Below are 20,696 nucleotides of genomic sequence, written 5' to 3' on the forward strand. Positions count from 1 at the left end.
TTGGGTCGAGCAACGCATAACAATCCCAATGCACCGGAACAAAGTCAAGTTATCGGTGAGGTGCAAAGGTTATCTGTGTCCGGTGATTGGGAACGTTCTGCCGCTTGCATGAGTGGGTCTATCGACTGAATTATGTTAAGTGTTCCTCATAAACATTTTCGGATATCATTAAATCTATGGGAATTGTCAGTGACTTTGAAAAAGAGCTTTTCCAAAAATCGCCTTCATCTTTTGGGAAGTGGCATACCATAGATCTACATAATCACTCTCCAGAAAGCTTCGACTACAAACCTGGTGGTGATGATTATTTAGAGCGGACGGCTCAGCGTATTCTGGATGCCAATCTTGATGTGGTAATGTTCACAGACCATAATAAGTTGCCTTCAGAATCATTTGTTAGAGAGCTAAAGCAAAAAACCAACAAATTGATACTTAGAGGCGTTGAACTTAACGTCATTGTTAATGCCTGGGGGAAGCCACAAGGTAAGGTCTCAAGTAATTTGTTTTTTCATTTGCTGGTTGGTTTTGATCCAGAGTGTGAACAATCGCCTGAATATTGGCTAGACCACCTATATCGTCAATGTGGCAAAAAGAGCTTTGAATCGGGAGGTACTACGATTGAAGGAATACAAGCCCCGATTCAGAAAATCTGTGAAGTCTTACAAGGCTCAAATGCAATTATTATACCTGCACATCTGCATACCAATAGAGATGCCTTTAAATCACGTAGTATAGATGATATTTATGCAGACCCTGAATTCCTCCGTGCAGCCAAAGATTATTTCACTGCATTAGAAGTAACGGAAGTCTCTACGGCATTTTTTTTTGATGGTCATCATATTGAAACAGAAAATCTGCATAAAACATGTATTCGTTCTAGTGACGCTCACCGTCCAGAAGATCTTGGGACACGACCATGTTTTGCACAGATGGAGAATCCTACCTTTTCAGAACTAAAAAACGCTCTAGAACTACCGTTTAGAGTGAGTTTAGAAAGACCGTGTGAGTCACATTCATTTGTCGTCGGCTTAAATATCAGGGGACAATATTTTCAAGACTTGTGGCTGTCTCTTTCCTCTAATTGTAATGTCTTTATGGGAGTCAAAGGTTCAGGAAAAACCTCTGTTCTAGAATGTCTTCGATTTGTTCTTGGGGTAAAGGTTCCTCAGAGCAGATCCAGTGATGTTGACAGTCATTTATCAGCAATTCTGGGTGCTGGGGGAATGGTCAGGGCATTAATTAAGCGTACTGATGGAGCCAAGCTGCTAGTTCAAAAGACAATTGGGACAGACCAATTCATCGCCACATTTGATGATGACCGCCAGCAAGTATTTACTCATCCTGAAGCTATTCAGTTTCCAGCATCCATTCTTGGTTGGCATGAAATTGAACAAGCAGCTACTGATCCAAAGATTCGACGTGTTTACTTAGACGCAATATCAGGACGAGAGGAGATGCGTCAGTATGAGGAAGACGTTACAACTTTGTCCAGACAAATCCGTAATCTTCATGATGTAGCTTTTGGCAAATTCAAGAGTTTTTGTGATAATAAGATTCAAGTGTCTCGGCTGCGACAACAAAGAGAAGGCTTACAACAGTTAACAGATGCAAGCCTCATCGTATTAAAGAACGAGTACGAAGAAGCTATTAGACACCGTGATCAGTTGAAAGCATCGCTACATCAAATTCAAAACGCTAAATCTCAAATAGTTGATCGATTTTCAGCTTTGCTGCCTGGGCTTTATTCAAACCAGCTTGATGGATCTTCTCGCATTGAGCAGTCAATAAAACCTGCTAGTGAATCACTAAAATTCTTATTTCAATTTATTGAAGAAACAAAAAATAATTTTGATGTTCAAGTAAATTTGACTGTGTCCGCCTTCTCTGAAGCCTACACTGCGACTGAAATAGCCTTTAATGAATTTTCTGAACAATATAGACAAGCTGTACTTCAACTGACTCCGGAGCAACAGAAGCTTCTAGAGTCTCATCGCATGGTTATGGAGCAAACAAGTCAGCTACCAATACTAGAAGCACAACTAGATACACTTAAATCTGAGACTGAAAGCTCTATTAGAGAGCTTATCCGACTATGCGATTCCGCTGCCACGAAGATCGAACAGCGCAGCAATCATCGTAGCCAGAAAGTAGAAGAATTCTCACAAAAACTTCAGGAATTTGGAGTCACGCTTACACTAGCCCCCTATGCACAGTTGCCCTTTCAAAATATTGCGAACTCATACCCTGAGGGTTGGCAAGCATTTAGTGATCTACAGCAAAATTCGTCAGATATCATTTTCTACAGACGAATGAAAAGAGGATATGAGAGCCTTTTGAGTAATTTAAATGGAGATTTCAGTACTAACTATCCGAGTATTTTTAGATCTTCACAATTTGGTTTTTTCATAGACGTTTTTGAAGATGATGATCTCATTATTATGTTTAAACCGTCGGGTCTCGATGGTCCATCAAAACCAATTGATCAATTATCTGCTGGTCAGCGATGCACAGCGTTTTTCCCTATTCTATTAAAGCTTCAAGATGGTCCTCTTATTGTTGATCAACCTGAAGATAATCTTGATAATCGCCACATAGCTTCATCAATTGCACCGATTCTCATTGGGGATAAACGTGCCCGTCAGATTGTTCTAACATCTCATAACGCGAATCTTGTTGTATTGAGTGATGCAGAGCATATTGTTAGTTTTGAAGGACAGAATGATCAAGGTGTTATTCTCGAACGGGGATTTTTATCAGGTCAGCACTCAAAAATAACTTCGCATGTTGTTGAAGTTCTTGACGGCGGAAGCCAGGCTCTATCACAGAGGCGGCTGAAGTACGGCGTATCTTCCGAAATTTGAGCGAGTTTTTAATCTGGCATCGTTTTTCGATAGTCTGAAGAATGTTTGGTTCTCTCTCTTCAGCTTGCAGAGCCATACTAGGATGTTTTGAAGTATTTCTCAATTTTGATTCGGCTGCCATGCAACCTCTGCTAACTTGAAATAGCCCTGGACGAGAGATTACAGTGTTGTTGAGATATCAGCGAAGTTGATGCGCGAAATGCTGCATCGATTCGATTATTGGATCGTTTAGGATTCAAGTGAGTAGAGACGCGAAAAGATGTAGTTTTCAAAGGCACCTCCAGCGATGAGTCTATCTATCGGTTAATTATCAGTGATGAAGTGACACGAAATCGATCGTGATGCAGCAGAACAACCGCGCTGCACCGGAACGCCCCAATATAGTCGGTTGAGTTGCAAAGGTTGTCTGCGTCCGGTGAGCGCGAATGTTATGCCGCCTTCAGTTATCGGTGGTGGCATCTGTCGGAGCGTTCGGTTAATGTTCAGTGTTAAGTTACTTTGAGGTCGTCGGTAGGATGGATTTATCACAACTGAAGTGGCTAAAGAACGTGAGACCCGATCAAGGCTGGGCTTATGACGAACTTGACGAGATGCCAATTCCAGAAGCCAAAATTTTCCGTTTACACTGGCGCAGCAAAGATGATAGAGCTAATGCTCAACAACCTCTTAAGGGCGAATTAATAGCACTGGTTCAGTCAGCAAGAGTCACTCACATTGTTGAGTTTCTAGACGATGAAGTTTATGAAAATCCTGAAAAAGAGTGGGGCATATACCGGGTAGTGAAAGCGATTTGGATGCCCTCTGAAGGCTTGGATTGGTGGAAATTACCGCATCATAAAGAAGTCTTCGGGATCGAAGACTTGCCGCCAGATGGCTCTGCACATGATTTGAGTCGAACTGACCGAATGTACCAGTTCAACCAACATTGGAAGAATTTGGAAGGGTTACAGGGGTTTCAGCGACATTTGGGCAATATTCTGACCCAAATTTCATAGGTAAGCTGACCGACTTTTAGTTTGCACAAACTAGCTTTGGAAACCCTTTTCCCATAGGAAAAGGGCTATCAATCTAGATGAGGGTCAGCTTATCATCAAACTCATCTCAGAGCCTTAACGGTTTGGTAATCTGCTAAGCTGCTGAAGTTCCTGGCGGTGAGCGCTTCTCTATGAAATTCGAGTGGAACCCGAATAAAGCTGTTATGAATCTGAGAAAGCACAGTATCTCTTTCCAAGAAGCTACGACTGTGTTTGATGATTCGCTATCCGTGTCATTTCCTGACCCTGACCATTCCATCGGAGAGAGCCGCTACGTTATTATTGGAATGTCGGGGTCGGGGCAATTATTGGTTGTTTCCCACACTGATCGAGAGAACCGGACTCGAATCATCAGCGCTCGAAGAGCTAGTCGCCATGAAAGGAGATTTTATGAAGAAGGAAGTTGACGAGCTAGAAGATGAACTACGCCCTGAATACGACTTCTCCAAGATGGCTGGAGGTGTCAGAGGCAAATATGTTGAAAGATATCGGGCAGGGACAAATTTGGTTCTCTTAGATCCTGATATAGCCAAAGCTTTTCCGACTGATGCATCTGTCAATGAAGCACTGCGATTACTGCTCCAGATTGCCCAGCGACAGCAGCCTAACAACCCGGTTGGAGCGGACTGAAGGGAGATCTTGGTGACGATGCAAAGGTTCCTTCAGCCGCTCAACCGGAACGTTACACTTCACCCGTCGAGAGTTATCGTGATGCAAGTTGAGGATGCTGTCAACGATCGCTCCTCAAAAAAGCTACAAAGCGATCTGCTCTACCTGACCGTTTGAAAAATTCGTTGACTGGGAGAGCGATTATCCAAAGGGGAACTTGCTTTGCAAACGGGCGATCGCTATAGGTTACGTTGACTTAAGAATCGAGTGAGCCACCTAATATATATGTCGATCGCGACAAAGACGAAGCTAAGTTTTGGCTTGATTCAGTCCGCATCCAAAGCAATCGAGGATTCAGCCGCACAGAGATTAACCACATTCAGAAGCTTGTTGAACAGGGTCATACGCTCATACGATTCACGACAAATAATGGACGAGATCTAACTTGAGCGTGAAGTGTCGATCGCTATCATCGCCTGTAATAAACAACAAGTGTAAATAAGGCAACTCTGATGGAAACCAAAAATAGAGTCAGTCAACCCACGATGAGACGGTTGGGTCAGACGGATATCAGCTTGACTGCGATCGCCCTCGGTGGAATGCCGATGTCCATTAGCGGCAGACCTGCTGAATCGCAATCGATCGCCACCATTCACAAAGCGCTTGATTTGGGCGTTAATCTGATTGACACGTCAGATGCTTATTGCCTAGACGAGTCAGATAAACATCATAACGAACGGCTAATTCACAAAGCGATTCAGCAATATGAGGGCGACACGAGCCAGATTTTAGTCGCGACTAAAGGGGGGTTGATGCGCCCCAACGGTTCCTGGACTCAAAACGGCAGCCCTGACCATTTGCGAAAAGCGATTCGTGAGAGCCATGCAGCCTTGGGGGGACAGGAACCGATCGCGCTCTGGCAATATCACTCTCCTGATCCCAACTACTCCATCAAAGATTCGCTGACCCCGGCAAAAGAAGCCGTTGCAGAAGGGCTAATCCGATTTGTGGGGGTATCTAACTTCTCGGTCGAGCAGATTAAACGCGCTCGTGAGGTGGTCGAAATTGTCTCGGTGCAAAACCAATATAACCCCTGGCATCGGCAACCAGAGTCAGATGGGGTGCTGGATTATTGCCAAGCCGAGGGCTTAACCTTTTTGCCGTGGAGTCCGTTAGGGGGCAGTCGGCGAGTGAAAGAATTGAGCAACGTAGCAGCGATCGCGCAACTCGCCCAAGATAAACAAATCTCTGTCTATGCTCTGGTGCTGGCGTGGATGTTGACAAATCCTTGCATTGTGCCGATTCCGGGTGCAACAAAGCCTGAGAGCATCGCTGACTCTATGACAGCGGCTCAAGTGACCCTGACGGATGAAGACATAGCAGCGATCGATCGGGCAACTCGATCGTGAATGCTCAGATCCCCGTCTTCTCTCAAGAAGGGGATCTATAATGTTGAACAGTTGACGGCAGTTTAGACGCATCCTTCAATGTTCAACGCCACCGAGATTTTTATTGATGCCTTTGTCGGGCTGCTTCAAGAAGGCTATCACCGCACCTATGGCAACCTAAAATCTAGCTATGCTGACATCTTGGGCTGGGCTGGCGGCATGGCACTCGAAAACATTGCTAATAGTGATGCCCTTTATCATGACGTAGAGCATACGATTCTCGTCACCTTGGTGGGGCAAGAGATTTTGCGCGGCAGACAGATTCGAGATGGAGGAGTCTCGTGCGAAGACTGGCTGCACTGCATTATTTCGCTGAACTGTCATGACATTGGCTATGTTAAAGGGGTGTGTCGCGACGATCGCATCGGTCTTTATGCGACGGGCATTGACCACACGATGATTGACCTGCCATCGAGTTCTAGTGATGCGAGTTTGACACCTCATCACGTCGATCGAGGCAAACTCTTTATCGAAGAGCGGTTTGGCGGACACAAGCTGATTGATGCCGAAATCATCAAGCGCAACATTGAACTGACGCGCTTTCCGGTGCCCACTGCTGAAGACCACCGAGACACCATTGACTATCCGGGACTGGTGCGAGCGGCAGATCTGATTGGTCAACTCAGTGATCCGCGATATTTGAAGAAAATCAACGCTCTGTTTTATGAGTTTGAAGAAACGGGAGTCAATAAGGCTCTCGGCTATCAGCATCCAGGCGACTTGCGGAAGAATTACCCGAAGTTTTTTTGGAATGGCGTTCATCCTTATATTCAAGATGCTTTGCGCTATTTGAGTCTGACCCAGCAAGGACAGCAAATCGTGGCAAACCTGTATGCCAATGTGTTTGTCGTAGAACACGAATAGAGGCTGGTATCACGGTGGAAATACGCCCTCTAAATCTCCCATTCTGAGGGACTTTGATTTGAGCTAGGGAGTTCTGAGTTTCAAAGTCCTCCAATTTTGGGGAATTTGAGGGGCTGAAAGAACTGAAACGCAGCGACTTTATTTTGCTGGCTCGGTGTAGCGACAGTAAACCTCAAAACCAAACTTAGCGATATACAAAACGATTAACGTGGCTAATCCTGGATTGATTGGGAAGGGCAACACCATTTGACTTGCTAAATAGACGATCAGTCCGGTTAACAAAGGTGTGCTTTCGGTGTTTTTGGTGTAATCTGCTAACTTTTTTCGGAAGCCGTCGTCGCCGCAGATTTGCTCTCGTAATACGTCTAGGGTGACTTGTTTGAGTGACTTTTCTCCAAATGTCGCTTGTCCCATCTCAGATCGGAGCATCGCTTCTAGGCTAGTGTCTAAATCGCCGTCGTGGTCGAGGAGGGTGGCGATCGCGCCCTGAGACGGCTCATAGTTGCGTAGGGTTTGCTGCACTTGCAAAAGTTCGGATTGACTAAGCTGCATGGGGTTGCCTCTAGTTTTGGGTTTGTTGCGGATAGTTGGGAATTCTACGGAATAGAACTGTAGTCTTTAGAATCGGCTCCTCCTCCGTAGAAAATTATCACCTATGTCTATCATTACCATTCGAGAGCAGCAAAAGACAGAAACGGGATTTCAGGCGAGCGTGAGTTTTGATGATGCCACTACTGGGTACCCGATCGAGGTTCGCGATCCGTTTTCGCCGGGGGAAGAGGAACGGCTGGAATGGTATTTTGAGAAGTGGTCGATGTTTCCCTATGTGGATACGGTGAGGGCAGAGGCGGCAAAAGTGAGTGTCCGAGCTTATGGTGAATCGCTGTTTGAGCAAGTGTTTAAGCGAGATATCGAGGCTTACAGCGCCTACAAGCAAAGTCGGGATTCGATTAGGCAGATTGAGATTATCGGCAAAAGCCCAGAGTTTCAGGCACTGCACTGGGAGGCGTTGCACGATCCGCAGATGCCGAGACCGTTGGCGATCGATCGGGTGATGGTGCGACAGGTGCAGTCAACTGAAAAACAGGCGATCGTGGCTCCGTCTCCGGTGATCAATTTGCTGGTAGTGACGGCGCGACCGGGCGAGGAGAATGATGTGAACCATCGCACGATTTCTCGTCCCCTGATTGAGGCGATCCAAACGAGTCAACTGCGGGTAAAGGTTGATTTACTGCGTCCTGCCACGTTTGAGGCGTTGTCGAAGCATTTAGAAGAGAAGGGCGACGGGTTTTATCACATTGTGCATTTGGATATGCACGGGGCGGTGATGAGCTATGAGGAGTTGCAGTCGATGCCGCCCGATCGCTTTACGTTTAGGGCGTTTGGGCAGGATGTGGAGCGGTTTGAGGGGCGGCGGGGGTTTTTGTCGTTTGAGAGTGGCACTCCAGGTCAATCGGATCTGCGAATTGCGGCAGAGTTGGCGGCGTTGTTGAAGGGCAAGAATGTCCCGGTGTGCATTTTGAATGCGTGTCAGTCGGCAAAGCAGGTCAAGGGCGATGAGCGGGAGACGAGTCTGGGGGCGGCGCTGATGGCAGCGGGGATGCAGACGGTGTTGGCGATGGGCTATAGCGTCACGGTGTCGGCGGCGACGATTTTGATGACGACGCTCTATCAGCAGTTGTTTGCTCAAAAGTCGCTGGATGAGGCGATTAGGCTGGGGCGAAAGGCGTTGTGCGATCGTCAGGAGCGCAAGGCATATTTTAATCAAACGATTCGATTAGAGGATTGGCTGTTGCCTGTGGTCTATCGGCGCGGTCAGGTCGATTTTGGGCTGCGGAGCTTTACGCCAGACGAGAAGACTCAGTTTAATCTTGCTAAGAGCAAACGGTTTCGCTTTCAAGATCCGACCTATGGGTTTGTAGGGCGCGATTTGGAGATTTTAAAGATTGAGCGATCGCTGTTGCGGCATAATGCCCTGCTGCTGCAAGGAATGGGCGGAACGGGAAAAACGACCCTGCTAAGGTATTTGCAGGAATGGTGGCAGAAGACGAGTTTTGTGGAGCAGAGTTTTTATTTTGGCTATGACGAGAAGGCGTGGACGCTTCAGCAAATTGTGTTTGAGATTGGCAGCCAAGTTTATCAGGGGCATGAGCAATCAAACTTCTTATATTCCACGCCGTTGGAAGCTCAAATTGAAGAGTTGGTAGATTTGCTCAACTCGCAGCCGTATGTGCTGATGTTAGATAATTTGGAGTCGGTGACGGGGCAGGCGTTGGCAATTCAAAACACGCTGGATTTGCAAGAGCAGGAGAAGCTGCGGGACTTCTTACGGCGATTGGTGGGGGGCAAGACAAAGGTGGTGTTAGGGTCGCGCAGTCGGGAGGCGTGGATAGATGGAGTGCTAAAGGGGGCGGTCTATGAGTTGCGGGGGTTAGATGAGGAGTCGCGCACGGCACTGGCTGAGAAGATTTTGGCGCGGCAAGTGCAGAATGAGGGCAAGATTGAGCGGCTGCGGCAGAGTGAGGATTTTAAGAAGCTGATGAAGTTGCTGGCGGGCTACCCGTTGGCGATGGAGGTGGTGTTGGGCAATTTGCGGCGACAGTCGGCGGCAGAGATTTTAGCGGGGCTGGATGCGGCGGATGTGAATCTGGATTCGGGGAGTGGGGATAAGACGGCGAGTATTTTGAAGTGTGTGGAGTATTCGCACAGCAATTTGTCGCCTGATGCCCAAAAGCTGCTGGTGTGTTTGGCACCGTTTAGTGGGTTTCTTGTTCGCTCACTTTTGCCACGATATGCAGAACAGTTGCAGCGGTTGGCGCCGTTTGCCGAGTATCGGTTTGAGCAGTTTGATGGAGCAGTTGGGGAAGCAATCGGGGGCTTGCTATCGCCAATGGATGCAGACAATCCACAGTTGCTCACGATTCAGCCTGTGTTTCCTTATTTCCTCAAGACAAAGCTCAATCAACTAGATGCGGCAACTCGTGAGGCGCTGTTTGAGGGTTTTAAGACCCACTATCAAGGTTTGGCAGGTTACTACAATCAACTGATGGAGTCGAAAGAGCCGCGAGAGCGACAGATGGGGATTCTTTTTTGCAAATGGGAGTATGAGAATCTCTACAATGCTTTGCAGATTTGTTTGGAGAAGCAAGAGAGTATTAGTATCTTCTTTTGTCTATACAAATACTTTGAACTCATTAACGATATTCAAAGCAATCTCAAGCTGTCAGAGTTTGTCTGTAAGTCGAAAACCAATTACCTAGAAAATATCCAAAATGGCGAGATTGGTTTTGAGATTGTGATGGCTCTTGACAGATTGGCAAACTGCTATCTACAAACACAACAGTATCAAGAAGCAAGAACGTCTTATCAAACCATCGTGAACCAATTGAATGAGTTTAGCGATGTCAGTGAAAGACAAATCCAAGCAGCACTTGCCAGCACCTACCACCAGTTAGGCAGGGTGGCGCAGGCGTTGCGCGAGTTTGAACAGGCTCGATCAGACTACCAACAAGCCCTGAAAATCAAAGTCAAGTTCAACGATCGCTACTTTCAAGCGGTCACCTACCACCAATTAGGCAGGGTGGCGGAGGAGTTGCGCGAGTTTGAACAGGCTCGATCAGACTACCAACAAGCCCTGAAAATCAATGTCGAGTTCAACGATCGCTACTCTCAAGCGGGCACCTACCACCAATTAGGCATTGTGGCGCAGGAGTTGCGCGAGTTTGAACAGGCTCGATCAGACTACCAACAAGCCCTGAAAATCAAAGTCGAGTTCAACGATCGCTACTCTCAAGCGGGCACCTACCACCAATTAGGCATTGTGGCGCAGGAGTTGCGCGAGTTTGAACAGGCTCGATCAGACTACCAACAAGCCCTGAAAATCAATGTCGAGTTCAACGATCGCTACGAGCAAGCGGGCACCTACTATCAACTCGGCAAAATCTCAGAAGAACTCGAAGAACTCGAAGAAGCAAAAACAAACTACCTGCAAGATCTCCAAATCACCGCAGAATTTAACGATCAACATGGATTAGGAATTTCGCTGCGAAACCTTGCACGGTTTTACCAGAAAACCCAGGATGAAGATTTTTTGGCTATTGCTGCTTCGACATTGGGCACAACTGTTGACCAATTGAAGACAGCCATTCTCTCAGACTGAGTTCTCACGCTTTAGCTAAAACTTCAAACTGAAACGGCGATCGGGCTTTCTAACAACTTCCGATCGCCGTTTCATTGCTAAAATCTTCGATACTCACCACAAGTCATGAATTTAGGATGAGCGATCGTGAAGCGCTAAAACTCCCCGATCGGTGGCAAGCGCAAATCGATCCCGATCGCATCAATCTACTCGTTGTAGAGGGGTCAATCTCGGATCGATGATTCTTCGCCCAACCTCAGGAAATTTGACAGCTAAACAGATTTTGTTGCCCGAATCGAACACATGAGTCACTTCACCGACTCCAAATCGTTTGTCAACCACGAGTTCGCCAACACTCCAATCGGTTTCGACATTGCTAGAACTCTGGACGGTCGATCGCTGCGGTTTAACCACCGCCGATTTTGTCCCTTTAACGGTCGTGGTAATGTTTGACTCCATCAACTCTTTGGGCATCTCTTTTAAGAATGCCGATGGTTGAGCCATTTCACGATTTCCATACAAGCGACGTTCACGCGCATAGGAGATAAACAATCGCTCTTGAGCGCGGGTGATGCCGACATAGCAAAGTCGCCGTTCTTCCTCGATCGCTGCCGGATCATCGAGCGATCGAAAGCTCGGAAACAATCCTTGCTCTAGTCCCACCAAAAACACAACGGGGAATTCCAGTCCTTTAGAAGCGTGCAGCGTCATGAGGGAAACTTTGGTCGATTCCTCGTCTTTGTCGTCGAGATCGGAGGCGAGAGAAGCCCCCGCGAGAAACGCAATCAAACTCGTATCTTCGTTTTCTTCTTCAAATTGCAGAACGGCGTTGTAGAGTTCCTGCACGTTTTGAAATCGTTCTTCTGCTTCATCGGTGCCTTGAGCTTTGAGATCAGTCAGATAGCCGGACTCTTCTAAAATGCCTTGCACCAACTCAGAGGCAGACACCGCATCTATCTGCGATCGCCACTTTTGAATCATTTGAGCAAAGCTAATCACCCCTTTTGAGCTGCGCCCCGCCAGGCTCTTAACCGAGGTTTCATCACTCAAGATTTCCCACAGCGGAATGCCCAACTCAACCGAGGCTTTTTGCAGAGCGTCGATCGTCGTCTTGCCAACTCCGCGACGGGGCGAGTTAATCACCCGCAGCAAGCTTAACGTGTCGGATGGGTTCGCGATCGCTCTAAGATATCCCAACACATCTTTGATTTCTTTACGATCGTAGAATCGCAAACCGCCCACTACTTTATAAGGCACACCCCAGCGCACGAGCGATTCTTCAAAGGCGCGAGATTGAGCGTTCGTTCGATAAAGAATGGCAAACTTGCCCCAATGCAGTTCAGCATTTGTGTGCTGCAACGTGCGAATTTGCTGCACCACAAATTCGGCTTCGGCAATCTCATCGTCGGCGCGGTGACAATAAACAGGTGCCCCTTCGCCACGAGTCGGCTTGAGAATTTTATCGATGCGCTCGGTGTTATTTTCGATCAAACGATTGGCGAGTTGCAGAATATTTTCGGTCGATCGATAGTTCTCTTCGAGCTTGACCATCGTGCGGGTGTCATCGTCGGGCAGACTGTCGCCAAAGTCTTGCTGGAAGCCCATTAAGATTTTAAAGTCTGCCATCCGAAATGAGTAGATTGACTGATCGGCATCCCCCACGACGAAGACCGATCGATAGTCCCACTCGTTAAATAACTCGACTGATTCGCCATTCGTCACGAGCAGTCGCAGCAGATCATATTGAGTGCGATTGGTGTCTTGATATTCGTCTACTAAGATGTGGCGAAAGCGTTTGTGCCAGTAAGCCCTAATCTGTTCGTTTTGACGAAATAGCTGGACGGGCAGCCAGATTAAATCGTCGAAGTCTACAGCATTATTTTCAGCTAATTTATCTTGATACATACTGTAGACATTCGCGATTACTCTGCCGCGAAAGTTTGGTTGCTCTTGTTCTAAATCTCGTGGCGACCAGCCTTTATTTTTGGCGTTGCTAATCGCATATCGAACCGATCGCGGCTCGAACTTTTTATCGTCTAAATTTAGTTTATTAACAATGATGTCTTTGACTAAGCTCTGAGCATCTGACTCATCAAAAATCGAGAAGTTTTTATTCCATTTGCGTCCCTTCTCGTCTTGAAACTTCTCGATATCAAAGCGCAAAATTCGACAGCAAAGCGCGTGAAACGTGCCGATCCACAGATCTTTGATGATGGTTTTATAGACCTTCGATCGGATGCTCATTTGCTGCTGATTTGACAACTCAGCTAACGGTTTGCCAAACTCGCTGTGAGCTTGACGATCGGCAAATAGTCTCTCGATCCGCTCTTTCATTTCTTTAGCGGCTTTGTTAGTAAACGTCACCGCCAAAATGCTTTCGGGATCGACGCGATGAGTCAACACCAAGTTTGCAATTCGGTAAGTGAGCGCACGAGTTTTGCCAGAGCCTGCTCCTGCGATCACTAAGAGTGGACCACAAAAATGCTCGACAGCTTGTCGTTGAGAAACGTTGAGATGACTGAGAAATTCGGTGCTTTGCATCATAGCGAAAGGTGGAACAGTGAAAGCGTCTCTATGACAAGGTTATCGTATCTAGAGGGGCAACGATGGGGAATAGGCGTTTGAGCAATGAATCTCTTGCTCTCTTTGGGGTAATCACAGGCTGAGATCGCTTGTCTTTAGTACCCAAACTTTTCAGGATGTTTTCTTCAGTAGAGTCTAAAAAACGGGATTTTTCGCTGTCCGAGATATCTAGAGTAACAAACTTTATTCATCCATCAAAAGATTTTGTTTGTTTTTATGAAGGCAATTATAAATTTATTGTAAACACTTAAAAATTCCAGTGAAATTACCGTATTATTCTTCTCAGCTTGTTAACTGAGGTCAGAGAGAACGTCTACTTGTGATCTACTTTACTGGGTAGAGATCGACTCTCGTAAAGAGACTCTTGACTGATTAGCGTGTATTTACTGAGACAACAAAAATTAGTGTGGTGGTGTTTTCGATGGATTCCCCGACAAAGCTTTTGGGGAGTGGGTTCCTGCGTCTTGTACTGATTCTTTTTTTTACAGGAGGCTCGAATAGTTGGATCTTGCCTGCAAATAGTCAGACCGCGATCGATATAGCCAATACAGCGACCGGAAACTTTCGACCTGCTGCTGATCCGGCTACTCCGGCGCAAGGAGTCACTTCTAACCCAACTTCTGTAGCAGCAACAGCGACAGGTCGCCCCGGCTTAGAACTCGTAAAAACGGGCGATCGAGCTGCCGCCGAACCCGGCGACACCGTCATCTATCGACTGGTGATTCGCAATACAGGGTCTGCTTCAGCCACGAATATTACGGTTCGAGATACGCTACCTCTGGGGCTGCAATACATTTCAAAGTCGCAAAAAGCGTCGCTAACGGTCGGAGGCACAACCACTGATGTCAGCAGCACTCTGTCACAGCCCACGGTGAATCGATCGGTCGTCACCTTCACGTTTCCTGGCACTCTGGCACCTCAGCAAGTCTTGACGCTGGTTTACGCCGCCGTTCTGTCGCCTGACGCAATCCGCGGCACGGGGCGCAACCTCGCGGTCGCTCAAGGAGCAAGCCCTCTAGGACCGCTAACGAGCAACACTGCCAGCCATTTGCTGAGGATTCGCAACGGGATTCTGTCGGATTGTGGCACCATTATCGGTCGCGTGTTTGTCGATAAAAACTTCGATGGCGAACAGCAACCCGGAGAACCTGGTGTGCCAAACGCCGTTATCTATATGGACGATGGCAACCGCATCACAACCGATTCGAATGGTCTCTATTCGCTGCAATTCGCGATCGCAGGCTATCGCACTGGCACTCTCGACCTCACAAGCTTACCGGGATATACATTGGCACCTAACCGCTATCGCATCGAAAACAACAGCCAATCACGACTCGTTAAAGTCGCTCCGGGCGGTCTAGTCAGAATGAATTTTGCAGTGACACCCACCTTTGGGGAGGGACGACGCAAGTAATGCACCACCTCTCATCAGTTAAATTTGGACTCAGTTTAATTACCTCTACCTTTGGGATGATCGCGATCGGCGCAGTCAGCCAAGCCGCGGAGTTACCGTTTGCGCCTGAGCCACTCAAGTTGGCTACGCCTGAAGCGCTAACGACGATTAGCACCCGCAACTCCGCAGAAACCACTCCCCAACTCGCCCCGATTCCTAGTTCTTTAGGACTCGCGGCACCTCTCAATCTAACTTCAGTTAAGTCCAAACCTGCTCAAACTGCCCAAGTTCCAGAGCCGACGCAGCGAGAGCAAACGCCGAGTCCGCGAGATGTCTCGCCGATTTCGCCTCCCGCATCTCCGCAAGACCCGGCTTCGACCCCGACTCCATCGCGGGGTGCGCCTGTCACCAATTCGACGACAAAAGCGGCGATCGTGCGTGTCGAAATCGTGCCCTCCTCGGTGTCTCGCATTCCGGCAGATGGACGCTCAACGGTCACGCTGTCTGGACAGATTGTGGATGAAGGCGGCGCTCCGATCAGCGCAGATGTGACGGTGACGTTGACCAGCAGTGCCGGGAAATTTATTGGTGCAGATGCTGACACCGATCGAGCCGGATTTCAAGTCATTGCTCGACAGGGGCGGTTTTCAGTTGAGTTGCAGTCTACGCTAGAGCCGAAGAAGGTGCGCGTTCGGGCGGCGATCGACGAGCCGAAAAAAGATTTGAAGCTGACGGAGCCTCCTTTTGCGTATCCCACAACGCTGCCAGGACAGATCGACTCAAATAACCTGGAGGCATACACCGACGTTGAATTCATCACAAATTTGCGTCCGTCTTTGGTGTCGGGTGCGATTAACATTCGTATCGGCGCAGGTGGAACTGACTTCTACACGCGATATCGAGACTTCTTGCCCGAAGGCGTAAGTGGCGGTCGATTTGATGTTAGCACCGCCATTTTTGCGACGGGCAAAGTGGGCAACTGGCTGTTGACGGGAGCGTTTAACAATCAACGTCCGCTCAACGAGACCTGTGACGGCAAGACTCGACTCTTTCGAGATCTTCAGTTCTGTGAACAAAACTATCCGACCTATGGCGATAGCTCGACCACTGATTATCTAACGCCCTCGATCGACAGTGTTTATCTCAAACTTGAGCAGACCTCGCCCTCTGGCGGACAAAATTATGCGATGTGGGGCGACTATCGCACCGAGGAGTTTGCCACCGCATCGCAATATTTCACCGCGACGACTCGCCAATTGCACGGCTTTAAAGCCAACTATAACTTCGGCAATCTGCAAGCCACGGCAGCTTACGGCAATAATCTCGATGGATTTCAGCGAGACACGATCGCCGCAAATGGCACGAGTGGCTATTACTTCTTGTCGCGGCGGTTGGTGATTGGCGGCAGTGAAAACGTGTTTATTGAAACAGAGGAAATCAACCGTCCCGGCAGTGTCGTTGAGCGGGTGCCACTCTATCGCATTCAGGATTATGACATTGACTACGATCGCGGCACCCTGATTTTCCGCCGTCCGATTCAGGCAACCGAGTTTGACTTGTTTGGTCGAGTGCTGGTTCGGCGCATCGTCGTCACCTATGAATATGATGGCATCGGCACGGGCGGCACCAATCTCTACGCGGGGCGACTGCGATATAACTTCTCTCGCGAAGCCAACCGAGAAAGCTGGGCAGGGTTGAGCTATCTGCGAGAAGACCGGGGCAGCCAAGACTTTGAGTTGTTTGGAGCCGATGCGCTGTTCTCGTTTGGCAAAGATGGGCAGATTGTGGCGGAATATGCGCGATCGAACAATGCCAATCCGTTCTCAAATCAGGTGTCGGGTTCTGCCTATCGCATTGAGGCAAAAACAACGCTGACTCCGGGCTTGCTGACACGGGCATACTATCGGTCCACGGATGAGAATTTCTCCAACAACGCCACGTTTAGCTTTACGCCGGGGCAAACCCGCTATGGGGCAAACGTCGCAGCAAAACTGGGAGAAAACACTCAGGTTCGGGCGCAGGTCGATCGAGAAGTCAATTTTGGATTTGCTTCGACTGCCACGATCGGGTTAGTTAATTTATTCGACTTGAGCAGCAACATTTTCTGCACGACTCCCGGTTTGTCACGGTGCGGACAGGAACCCCTGCGGACGGGTCGAGTTGATAACAGCTTGACCACTATCAGCGCCGGAGTTGAGCAGAAATTTGGCATCGTCACCGCCAGCTTAGATTGGGTCAACCGCAGTCGCGAAGATCGAGCTACCAACAACCTAAACGACGACAGCAACCAACTGGTTTCGCGGCTGTCGGTGCCGTTTAGCGATCGTCTCACCTTTCGCGCCCAAAACGAACTCAACTTGGGCACTAACGATTCGCTGTATCCCGATCGCACCACACTGGGTCTGGACTGGAAAGTCTATCCCGGTGTGACAATGCGACTGGCGCAGCAGTTTCTCTCTGGCGGACAGTTTTCTAACAACTCGATCACCAGTTTAGAAACCCTCGTCGATCAGCGTTTGAGCGACGATACCTCGCTCACGGGACGCTATGCCGTGCTGTCAGGGGTGAATGGCGGTGTGACGGGGCAAGGGGCGATCGGGCTAAACCACCGCATCGTGTTGTCTCCCGGTTTGAGAATTAATCTGGGCTACGAGCGCATTTTTGGTGACATCTTTGCCTACACGGGTGCAGGTCAGCAGTTTGCTCAACCTTACGCGGTCGGGCAAAGTTCTGCATCGCTGGGCGTAAACTCTGGCGATAGCTACAGTGTCGGCGTTGAATACACCGATAATCCTGACTTTAAGGCAAGTGGGCGATTTGAGCGACGCAATTCTGATTTAGGCAATAATACGGTCTGGTCAGCCGGAGCCGCCGGAAAGATTTCTCCCGCCATCACCGCACTGGTGCGCTTTCAGCAAGCCAACGCCTCTAACCAGTTGCTCACCGGGTTGGGTGACACCTCCAATATCAAAGTCGGCTTGGCATATCGCGATCCCAATAGCGATAAGTTCAATATGCTGTTCCGCTATGAATATCGGCAAAATCCTGGCGTGACTCCGACGACGCTGTTGTTTGGCAGCGGCACTGGCTCAAAGGTGCATCTCGCATCTGTCGAAGCGATTTATGCCCCCAACTTCCGATGGGAATTCTTTGGCAAATATGCTCTGCGAAGCACTCAATCCTATTTAGCGCGAGATTTACTCGGCACCAACTTCATCTCCTTGACCCAGCTACGCGCCACTTATCGACTTGGCTATAGCTGGGATGTGGGCGGCGAAGTGCGCTGGATTGGACAATCTCTGACAGGCTTTAACGAAGTCGGATTCTTGCTCGAAGCGGGCTATTATTTAACGCCCAACCTGAGAGTAGCCGCTGGATACAGCTTTGGAGACATCAACAACGATCGAGACTTTAACGGCAGTCGATCGCAAGGTGGCTTCTATGCAACCCTCTCCTTTAAGGTAAATGAACTCTTTAATGGTTTTGGTTTGCAAAAAGTTGCGCCGCCTCAACAGCAAGAGTCACAGATTAAACCAGCGGTATCGACACGACCTGCAACGCAGTCACAAATGCCTGGAATAGAATCCGCAGCAATGCTGCAACAAACGCCGACAGCAACCGTGGTTGTAGGAGAAGGACAATGATCAGCAATCGAAGAAAAGAGAAACGGGTGAAGGGCGAAGAAAGACTCCTTGCATTGCTGCTGTTAACGCTGGTTGGTTGGTTGCCGACAGCCCCGCTTTTAGCTCAAGGGGTGACTCCAGCGCGGTTACGAATTGTTGTTAATAGCGATCGAGATAGCGTTCAGGCAGACGGTGCGCTGACGTTGAGAGAAGCGATCGAGCTAGTCAACGGCACCTTGTCGGTCGATCGTCTCAGCGAGGCGGAAAAACCTCAAGTCTCGATCGCAACGGGGGCAACTTCAGAAATCGCCTTTCAGCTTTCGGCGGGACAAACGGTGATTCGAGTCTCTCAACGGCTGCCTAATATAACCGCTCCGGTGCTGATTGATGGCACGACGCAGACGGGATATGCTGCTAACACTCGCGCGATCGCTGAACTTCCGCTGGTTGCCCCGATCGTCGAACTCACTGCCACTCCAGGCGCATTTGTTTCGCGGGGGTTGTCGATCGTGTCTGATAATGTCACGATTCGCGGCTTAAGCATTTATGGCTTTACCGACGATCACGACGACACGGAACGAACGCCTCCGGCAGACATCTTTATCGCTCATCGCCTGCCGCCTCCCGATGTCAGCAAGCAAAAAGTTCCGGCAAATTTTGCGCCCTTCTACAGCGATGACATTCCGCCTAAAAACGTTCTGATCGAGAACAACTGGCTAGGAATTCGCCCGGATCAAAGCGTTCCACCCACGACTTCAGCCTTTGGCGTGTCGGTGTTTAACAGCACAGGCACCACCGTTCGACGGAACTGGATCGCCAATCATGACGGGAGTGCCGTGATTACGTCAGTTCGGGCAGACAACTTAGTCGTCACCGAAAACGCGATCGTCGGCAACGGCATCGCGGGAATGCCTGACGCAATTCGGCTTGAGGGCGCCATCGATCACGCTCAAATCACCGGAAATCTGATTTGCGGCAACGATGGCGCAGGAGTTTATCTGTTTAAGCCTCAGGGCGCGGCTCAGATTCGCGATAACCAGATTACTTATAACGGTCGGCGCTATCGTCGAGCCGCTGTTTACTTAATGGGAAATGACCATCAGGTGACGGGCAACACGATCGCTCACCAAACCGGACCGGGCGTAGTCGTCGCGTCTTTCCCGCGCAGCAGTCGCAACCTCATTGAGAGCAATCGGTTCTCCACTCTCGAAGGACTCAGCATCGATTTGGTGACTCAAGATAATGTCAGCGTCCACGACTATCAGCGCGGCGATGGCATCAATCCTAAACGCAACTCACCCAACCGTCGCAAAGACACGGGCAACGCTGCCATCAACGCTCCAGAATTCACTGCGAGAGAATTCGTTCTATCGGGCGCTCTGGCGCAAGTGACCGGAAAAGCTGATCCTGGATCACAGGTTCAGATCTATCGCGTTGAGGAAGGAAACTCGCCTTATGGTCCCTTGGGTGAACCCCTCGGATTAACTCCAGCCAATAGTCAGGGACAGTTCACCCTTACGGTAAGTGCCTTTAAGCCAGGAGACCAAGTATCGGCGATCGCGACCGATCCGAAGTATGGCACCTCAGAGCCTGCGCTCAACGCTCTAATCAGAACGGCAGATTCGGCACTCGCGATTCCTACATCGCCCTCTATTGAGGTGCCACGCTGTACAACTCCGCCCATCGCCGAAAAACCTCCGATCCCGGCGATTCCGCAGACGACTCCGATCGTGCTTAAAGTCCCTAAAAACGTTCACTTCGCACTGGATAAAGATTTCATTAGCTCGACCAGTGCCAAAGTGCTCGATCGGATTGCTCAAGTCCTCTTAGAAAACCCCAGCATTATTGTGGAACTTCAAGGACACACCGACCCTCGCGCCAGTGATGCCTACAACCTAGATTTAGGCAGGCGACGCGCGATCTCAACGCGAAATTACCTGATTCGTAAAGGCATCGACCCAGCGCGAATGACGATTCGATCGTTTGGAGAACAGAAGCGCATTTCTGATGGAGACACCCGCTTAGATTTTGCCCGCGATCGGCGCGTCGAACTAATCTATAAAGATGCCAGAAACATTGAAGTCATCGTTCAGGAAGAAGACCTGCAACTAGAACCCGCAGGAGGTGTGAGATAGTGCGAACA

General features: G+C 48.9%; 14 protein-coding genes and 1 pseudogene. 12 read left to right on the plus strand and 3 right to left on the minus strand.

From position 1 onward, the window contains the following. Positions 1-176: 176 nt before the first annotated feature. Positions 177-2,861 (plus strand): AAA family ATPase, encoded by a 2,685-nt coding sequence (locus A8707_RS20310; protein WP_068819032.1) that lies wholly within the window; start codon positions 177-179, stop codon positions 2,859-2,861. A 303-nt stretch (positions 2,862-3,164) separates the two neighbouring features. Here A8707_RS20310 and A8707_RS28465 read toward each other — a convergent pair whose 3' ends face one another. Continuing rightward, positions 3,165-3,320: a hypothetical protein gene (locus tag A8707_RS28465; protein WP_156518768.1), complete on the minus strand. Its 156-nt coding sequence runs from the start codon at positions 3,318-3,320 to the stop codon at positions 3,165-3,167. A gap of 56 nt (positions 3,321-3,376) precedes the next feature. On the opposite strand from A8707_RS28465, the gene A8707_RS20315 reads away from it, so the two are divergent. The 7 genes and pseudogenes from A8707_RS20315 to A8707_RS20330 all read left to right on the plus strand — a co-directional run bounded on the left by A8707_RS20315 (position 3,377) and on the right by A8707_RS20330 (position 6,816). Next, positions 3,377-3,856: a hypothetical protein gene (locus tag A8707_RS20315; protein WP_068819033.1), complete on the plus strand. Its 480-nt coding sequence runs from the start codon at positions 3,377-3,379 to the stop codon at positions 3,854-3,856. A 203-nt stretch (positions 3,857-4,059) separates the two neighbouring features. Beyond that, entirely contained in the window at positions 4,060-4,302 is a 243-nt protein-coding gene (locus tag A8707_RS27090) for a BrnT family toxin (RefSeq protein WP_231948232.1), read from the plus strand. Then, positions 4,286-4,525 (plus strand): hypothetical protein, encoded by a 240-nt coding sequence (locus tag A8707_RS20320; RefSeq protein WP_197484931.1) that lies wholly within the window; start codon positions 4,286-4,288, stop codon positions 4,523-4,525. Before A8707_RS27090 ends, A8707_RS20320 begins: the two co-directional genes overlap by 17 nt. 18 nt (positions 4,526-4,543) lie before the next feature. Next, positions 4,544-4,681: a hypothetical protein gene (locus tag A8707_RS28470; protein ID WP_156518770.1), complete on the plus strand. Its 138-nt coding sequence runs from the start codon at positions 4,544-4,546 to the stop codon at positions 4,679-4,681. Positions 4,682-4,782: 101 nt separating this feature from the next. Further along, positions 4,783-4,953: pseudogene (locus A8707_RS30705) on the plus strand (DUF4160 domain-containing protein); the annotation flags it as partial. A 63-nt stretch (positions 4,954-5,016) separates the two neighbouring features. Next, positions 5,017-5,913, plus strand: coding sequence for an aldo/keto reductase (locus A8707_RS20325; protein WP_068819034.1), 897 nt, complete (start codon positions 5,017-5,019; stop codon positions 5,911-5,913). 78 nt (positions 5,914-5,991) lie between these two features. Then, the gene (locus A8707_RS20330) at positions 5,992-6,816 is read left to right on the plus strand and encodes an Npun_R2479 family HD domain-containing metalloprotein (protein WP_068819035.1); all 825 of its coding nucleotides are present in this window, start codon (positions 5,992-5,994) and stop codon (positions 6,814-6,816) included. A 138-nt stretch (positions 6,817-6,954) separates the two neighbouring features. Here the strand turns inward: A8707_RS20330 and A8707_RS20335 are convergent, their stop codons facing one another. Beyond that, positions 6,955-7,368, minus strand: coding sequence for a hypothetical protein (locus A8707_RS20335; RefSeq protein ID WP_068819036.1), 414 nt, complete (start codon positions 7,366-7,368; stop codon positions 6,955-6,957). Positions 7,369-7,471: 103 nt separating this feature from the next. Between A8707_RS20335 and A8707_RS20340 the strand changes: the two genes are divergently transcribed. Further along, the gene (locus A8707_RS20340) at positions 7,472-10,975 is read left to right on the plus strand and encodes a tetratricopeptide repeat protein (protein WP_068819037.1); all 3,504 of its coding nucleotides are present in this window, start codon (positions 7,472-7,474) and stop codon (positions 10,973-10,975) included. A gap of 180 nt (positions 10,976-11,155) precedes the next feature. On the opposite strand, the gene pcrA is transcribed toward A8707_RS20340, so the two are convergent. Then, positions 11,156-13,498 carry a DNA helicase PcrA gene (gene pcrA, locus A8707_RS20345; RefSeq protein ID WP_068819038.1) on the minus strand — a complete coding sequence of 781 codons (2,343 nt, stop codon included), beginning with the start codon at positions 13,496-13,498 and terminating at the stop codon, positions 11,156-11,158. Positions 13,499-13,958: 460 nt separating this feature from the next. Here pcrA and A8707_RS20350 point away from each other — a divergent pair, with 460 nt between their 5' ends. Genes A8707_RS20350 through A8707_RS20360 form a run of 3 tightly spaced genes read left to right on the plus strand, consistent with a single transcriptional unit; the run spans position 13,959 to position 20,688 of the window. Then, positions 13,959-14,951 (plus strand): DUF11 domain-containing protein, encoded by a 993-nt coding sequence (locus tag A8707_RS20350; protein WP_068819039.1) that lies wholly within the window; start codon positions 13,959-13,961, stop codon positions 14,949-14,951. Next, positions 14,951-18,574 carry a type IV pilus assembly protein FimV gene (locus A8707_RS20355; protein ID WP_068819040.1) on the plus strand — a complete coding sequence of 1,208 codons (3,624 nt, stop codon included), beginning with the start codon at positions 14,951-14,953 and terminating at the stop codon, positions 18,572-18,574. Before A8707_RS20350 ends, A8707_RS20355 begins: the two co-directional genes overlap by 1 nt. Then, the gene (locus tag A8707_RS20360; RefSeq protein WP_068819041.1) at positions 18,571-20,688 is read left to right on the plus strand and encodes an OmpA family protein; all 2,118 of its coding nucleotides are present in this window, start codon (positions 18,571-18,573) and stop codon (positions 20,686-20,688) included. Before A8707_RS20355 ends, A8707_RS20360 begins: the two co-directional genes overlap by 4 nt. Positions 20,689-20,696: the final 8 nt, after the last annotated feature.

This window comes from Phormidesmis priestleyi BC1401, assembly GCF_001650195.1.
In the GTDB taxonomy this organism is placed as follows: domain Bacteria; phylum Cyanobacteriota; class Cyanobacteriia; order Leptolyngbyales; family Leptolyngbyaceae; genus Phormidesmis_A; species Phormidesmis_A priestleyi_B.

What these genes read in the sequence shown, in the direction of transcription:
- A8707_RS28465 (WP_156518768.1), bottom strand. Translation starts at nt 3,320, where the DNA reads ATGCCACCACCGATAACTGAAGGCGGCATAACATTCGCGCTCACCGGA.
- A8707_RS20355 (WP_068819040.1), top strand. Translation starts at nt 14,951, where the DNA reads ATGCACCACCTCTCATCAGTTAAATTTGGACTCAGTTTAATTACCTCT.
- A8707_RS20330 (WP_068819035.1), top strand. Translation starts at nt 5,992, where the DNA reads ATGTTCAACGCCACCGAGATTTTTATTGATGCCTTTGTCGGGCTGCTT.
- A8707_RS20335 (WP_068819036.1), bottom strand. Translation starts at nt 7,368, where the DNA reads ATGCAGCTTAGTCAATCCGAACTTTTGCAAGTGCAGCAAACCCTACGC.
- A8707_RS20325 (WP_068819034.1), top strand. Translation starts at nt 5,017, where the DNA reads ATGGAAACCAAAAATAGAGTCAGTCAACCCACGATGAGACGGTTGGGT.
- A8707_RS20315 (WP_068819033.1), top strand. Translation starts at nt 3,377, where the DNA reads ATGGATTTATCACAACTGAAGTGGCTAAAGAACGTGAGACCCGATCAA.
- A8707_RS27090 (WP_231948232.1), top strand. Translation starts at nt 4,060, where the DNA reads ATGAATCTGAGAAAGCACAGTATCTCTTTCCAAGAAGCTACGACTGTG.
- A8707_RS28470 (WP_156518770.1), top strand. Translation starts at nt 4,544, where the DNA reads ATGCAAAGGTTCCTTCAGCCGCTCAACCGGAACGTTACACTTCACCCG.
- A8707_RS20320 (WP_197484931.1), top strand. Translation starts at nt 4,286, where the DNA reads ATGAAGAAGGAAGTTGACGAGCTAGAAGATGAACTACGCCCTGAATAC.
- A8707_RS20340 (WP_068819037.1), top strand. Translation starts at nt 7,472, where the DNA reads ATGTCTATCATTACCATTCGAGAGCAGCAAAAGACAGAAACGGGATTT.
- A8707_RS20350 (WP_068819039.1), top strand. Translation starts at nt 13,959, where the DNA reads ATGGATTCCCCGACAAAGCTTTTGGGGAGTGGGTTCCTGCGTCTTGTA.
- A8707_RS20360 (WP_068819041.1), top strand. Translation starts at nt 18,571, where the DNA reads ATGATCAGCAATCGAAGAAAAGAGAAACGGGTGAAGGGCGAAGAAAGA.
- A8707_RS20310 (WP_068819032.1), top strand. Translation starts at nt 177, where the DNA reads ATGGGAATTGTCAGTGACTTTGAAAAAGAGCTTTTCCAAAAATCGCCT.
- pcrA (WP_068819038.1), bottom strand. Translation starts at nt 13,498, where the DNA reads ATGATGCAAAGCACCGAATTTCTCAGTCATCTCAACGTTTCTCAACGA.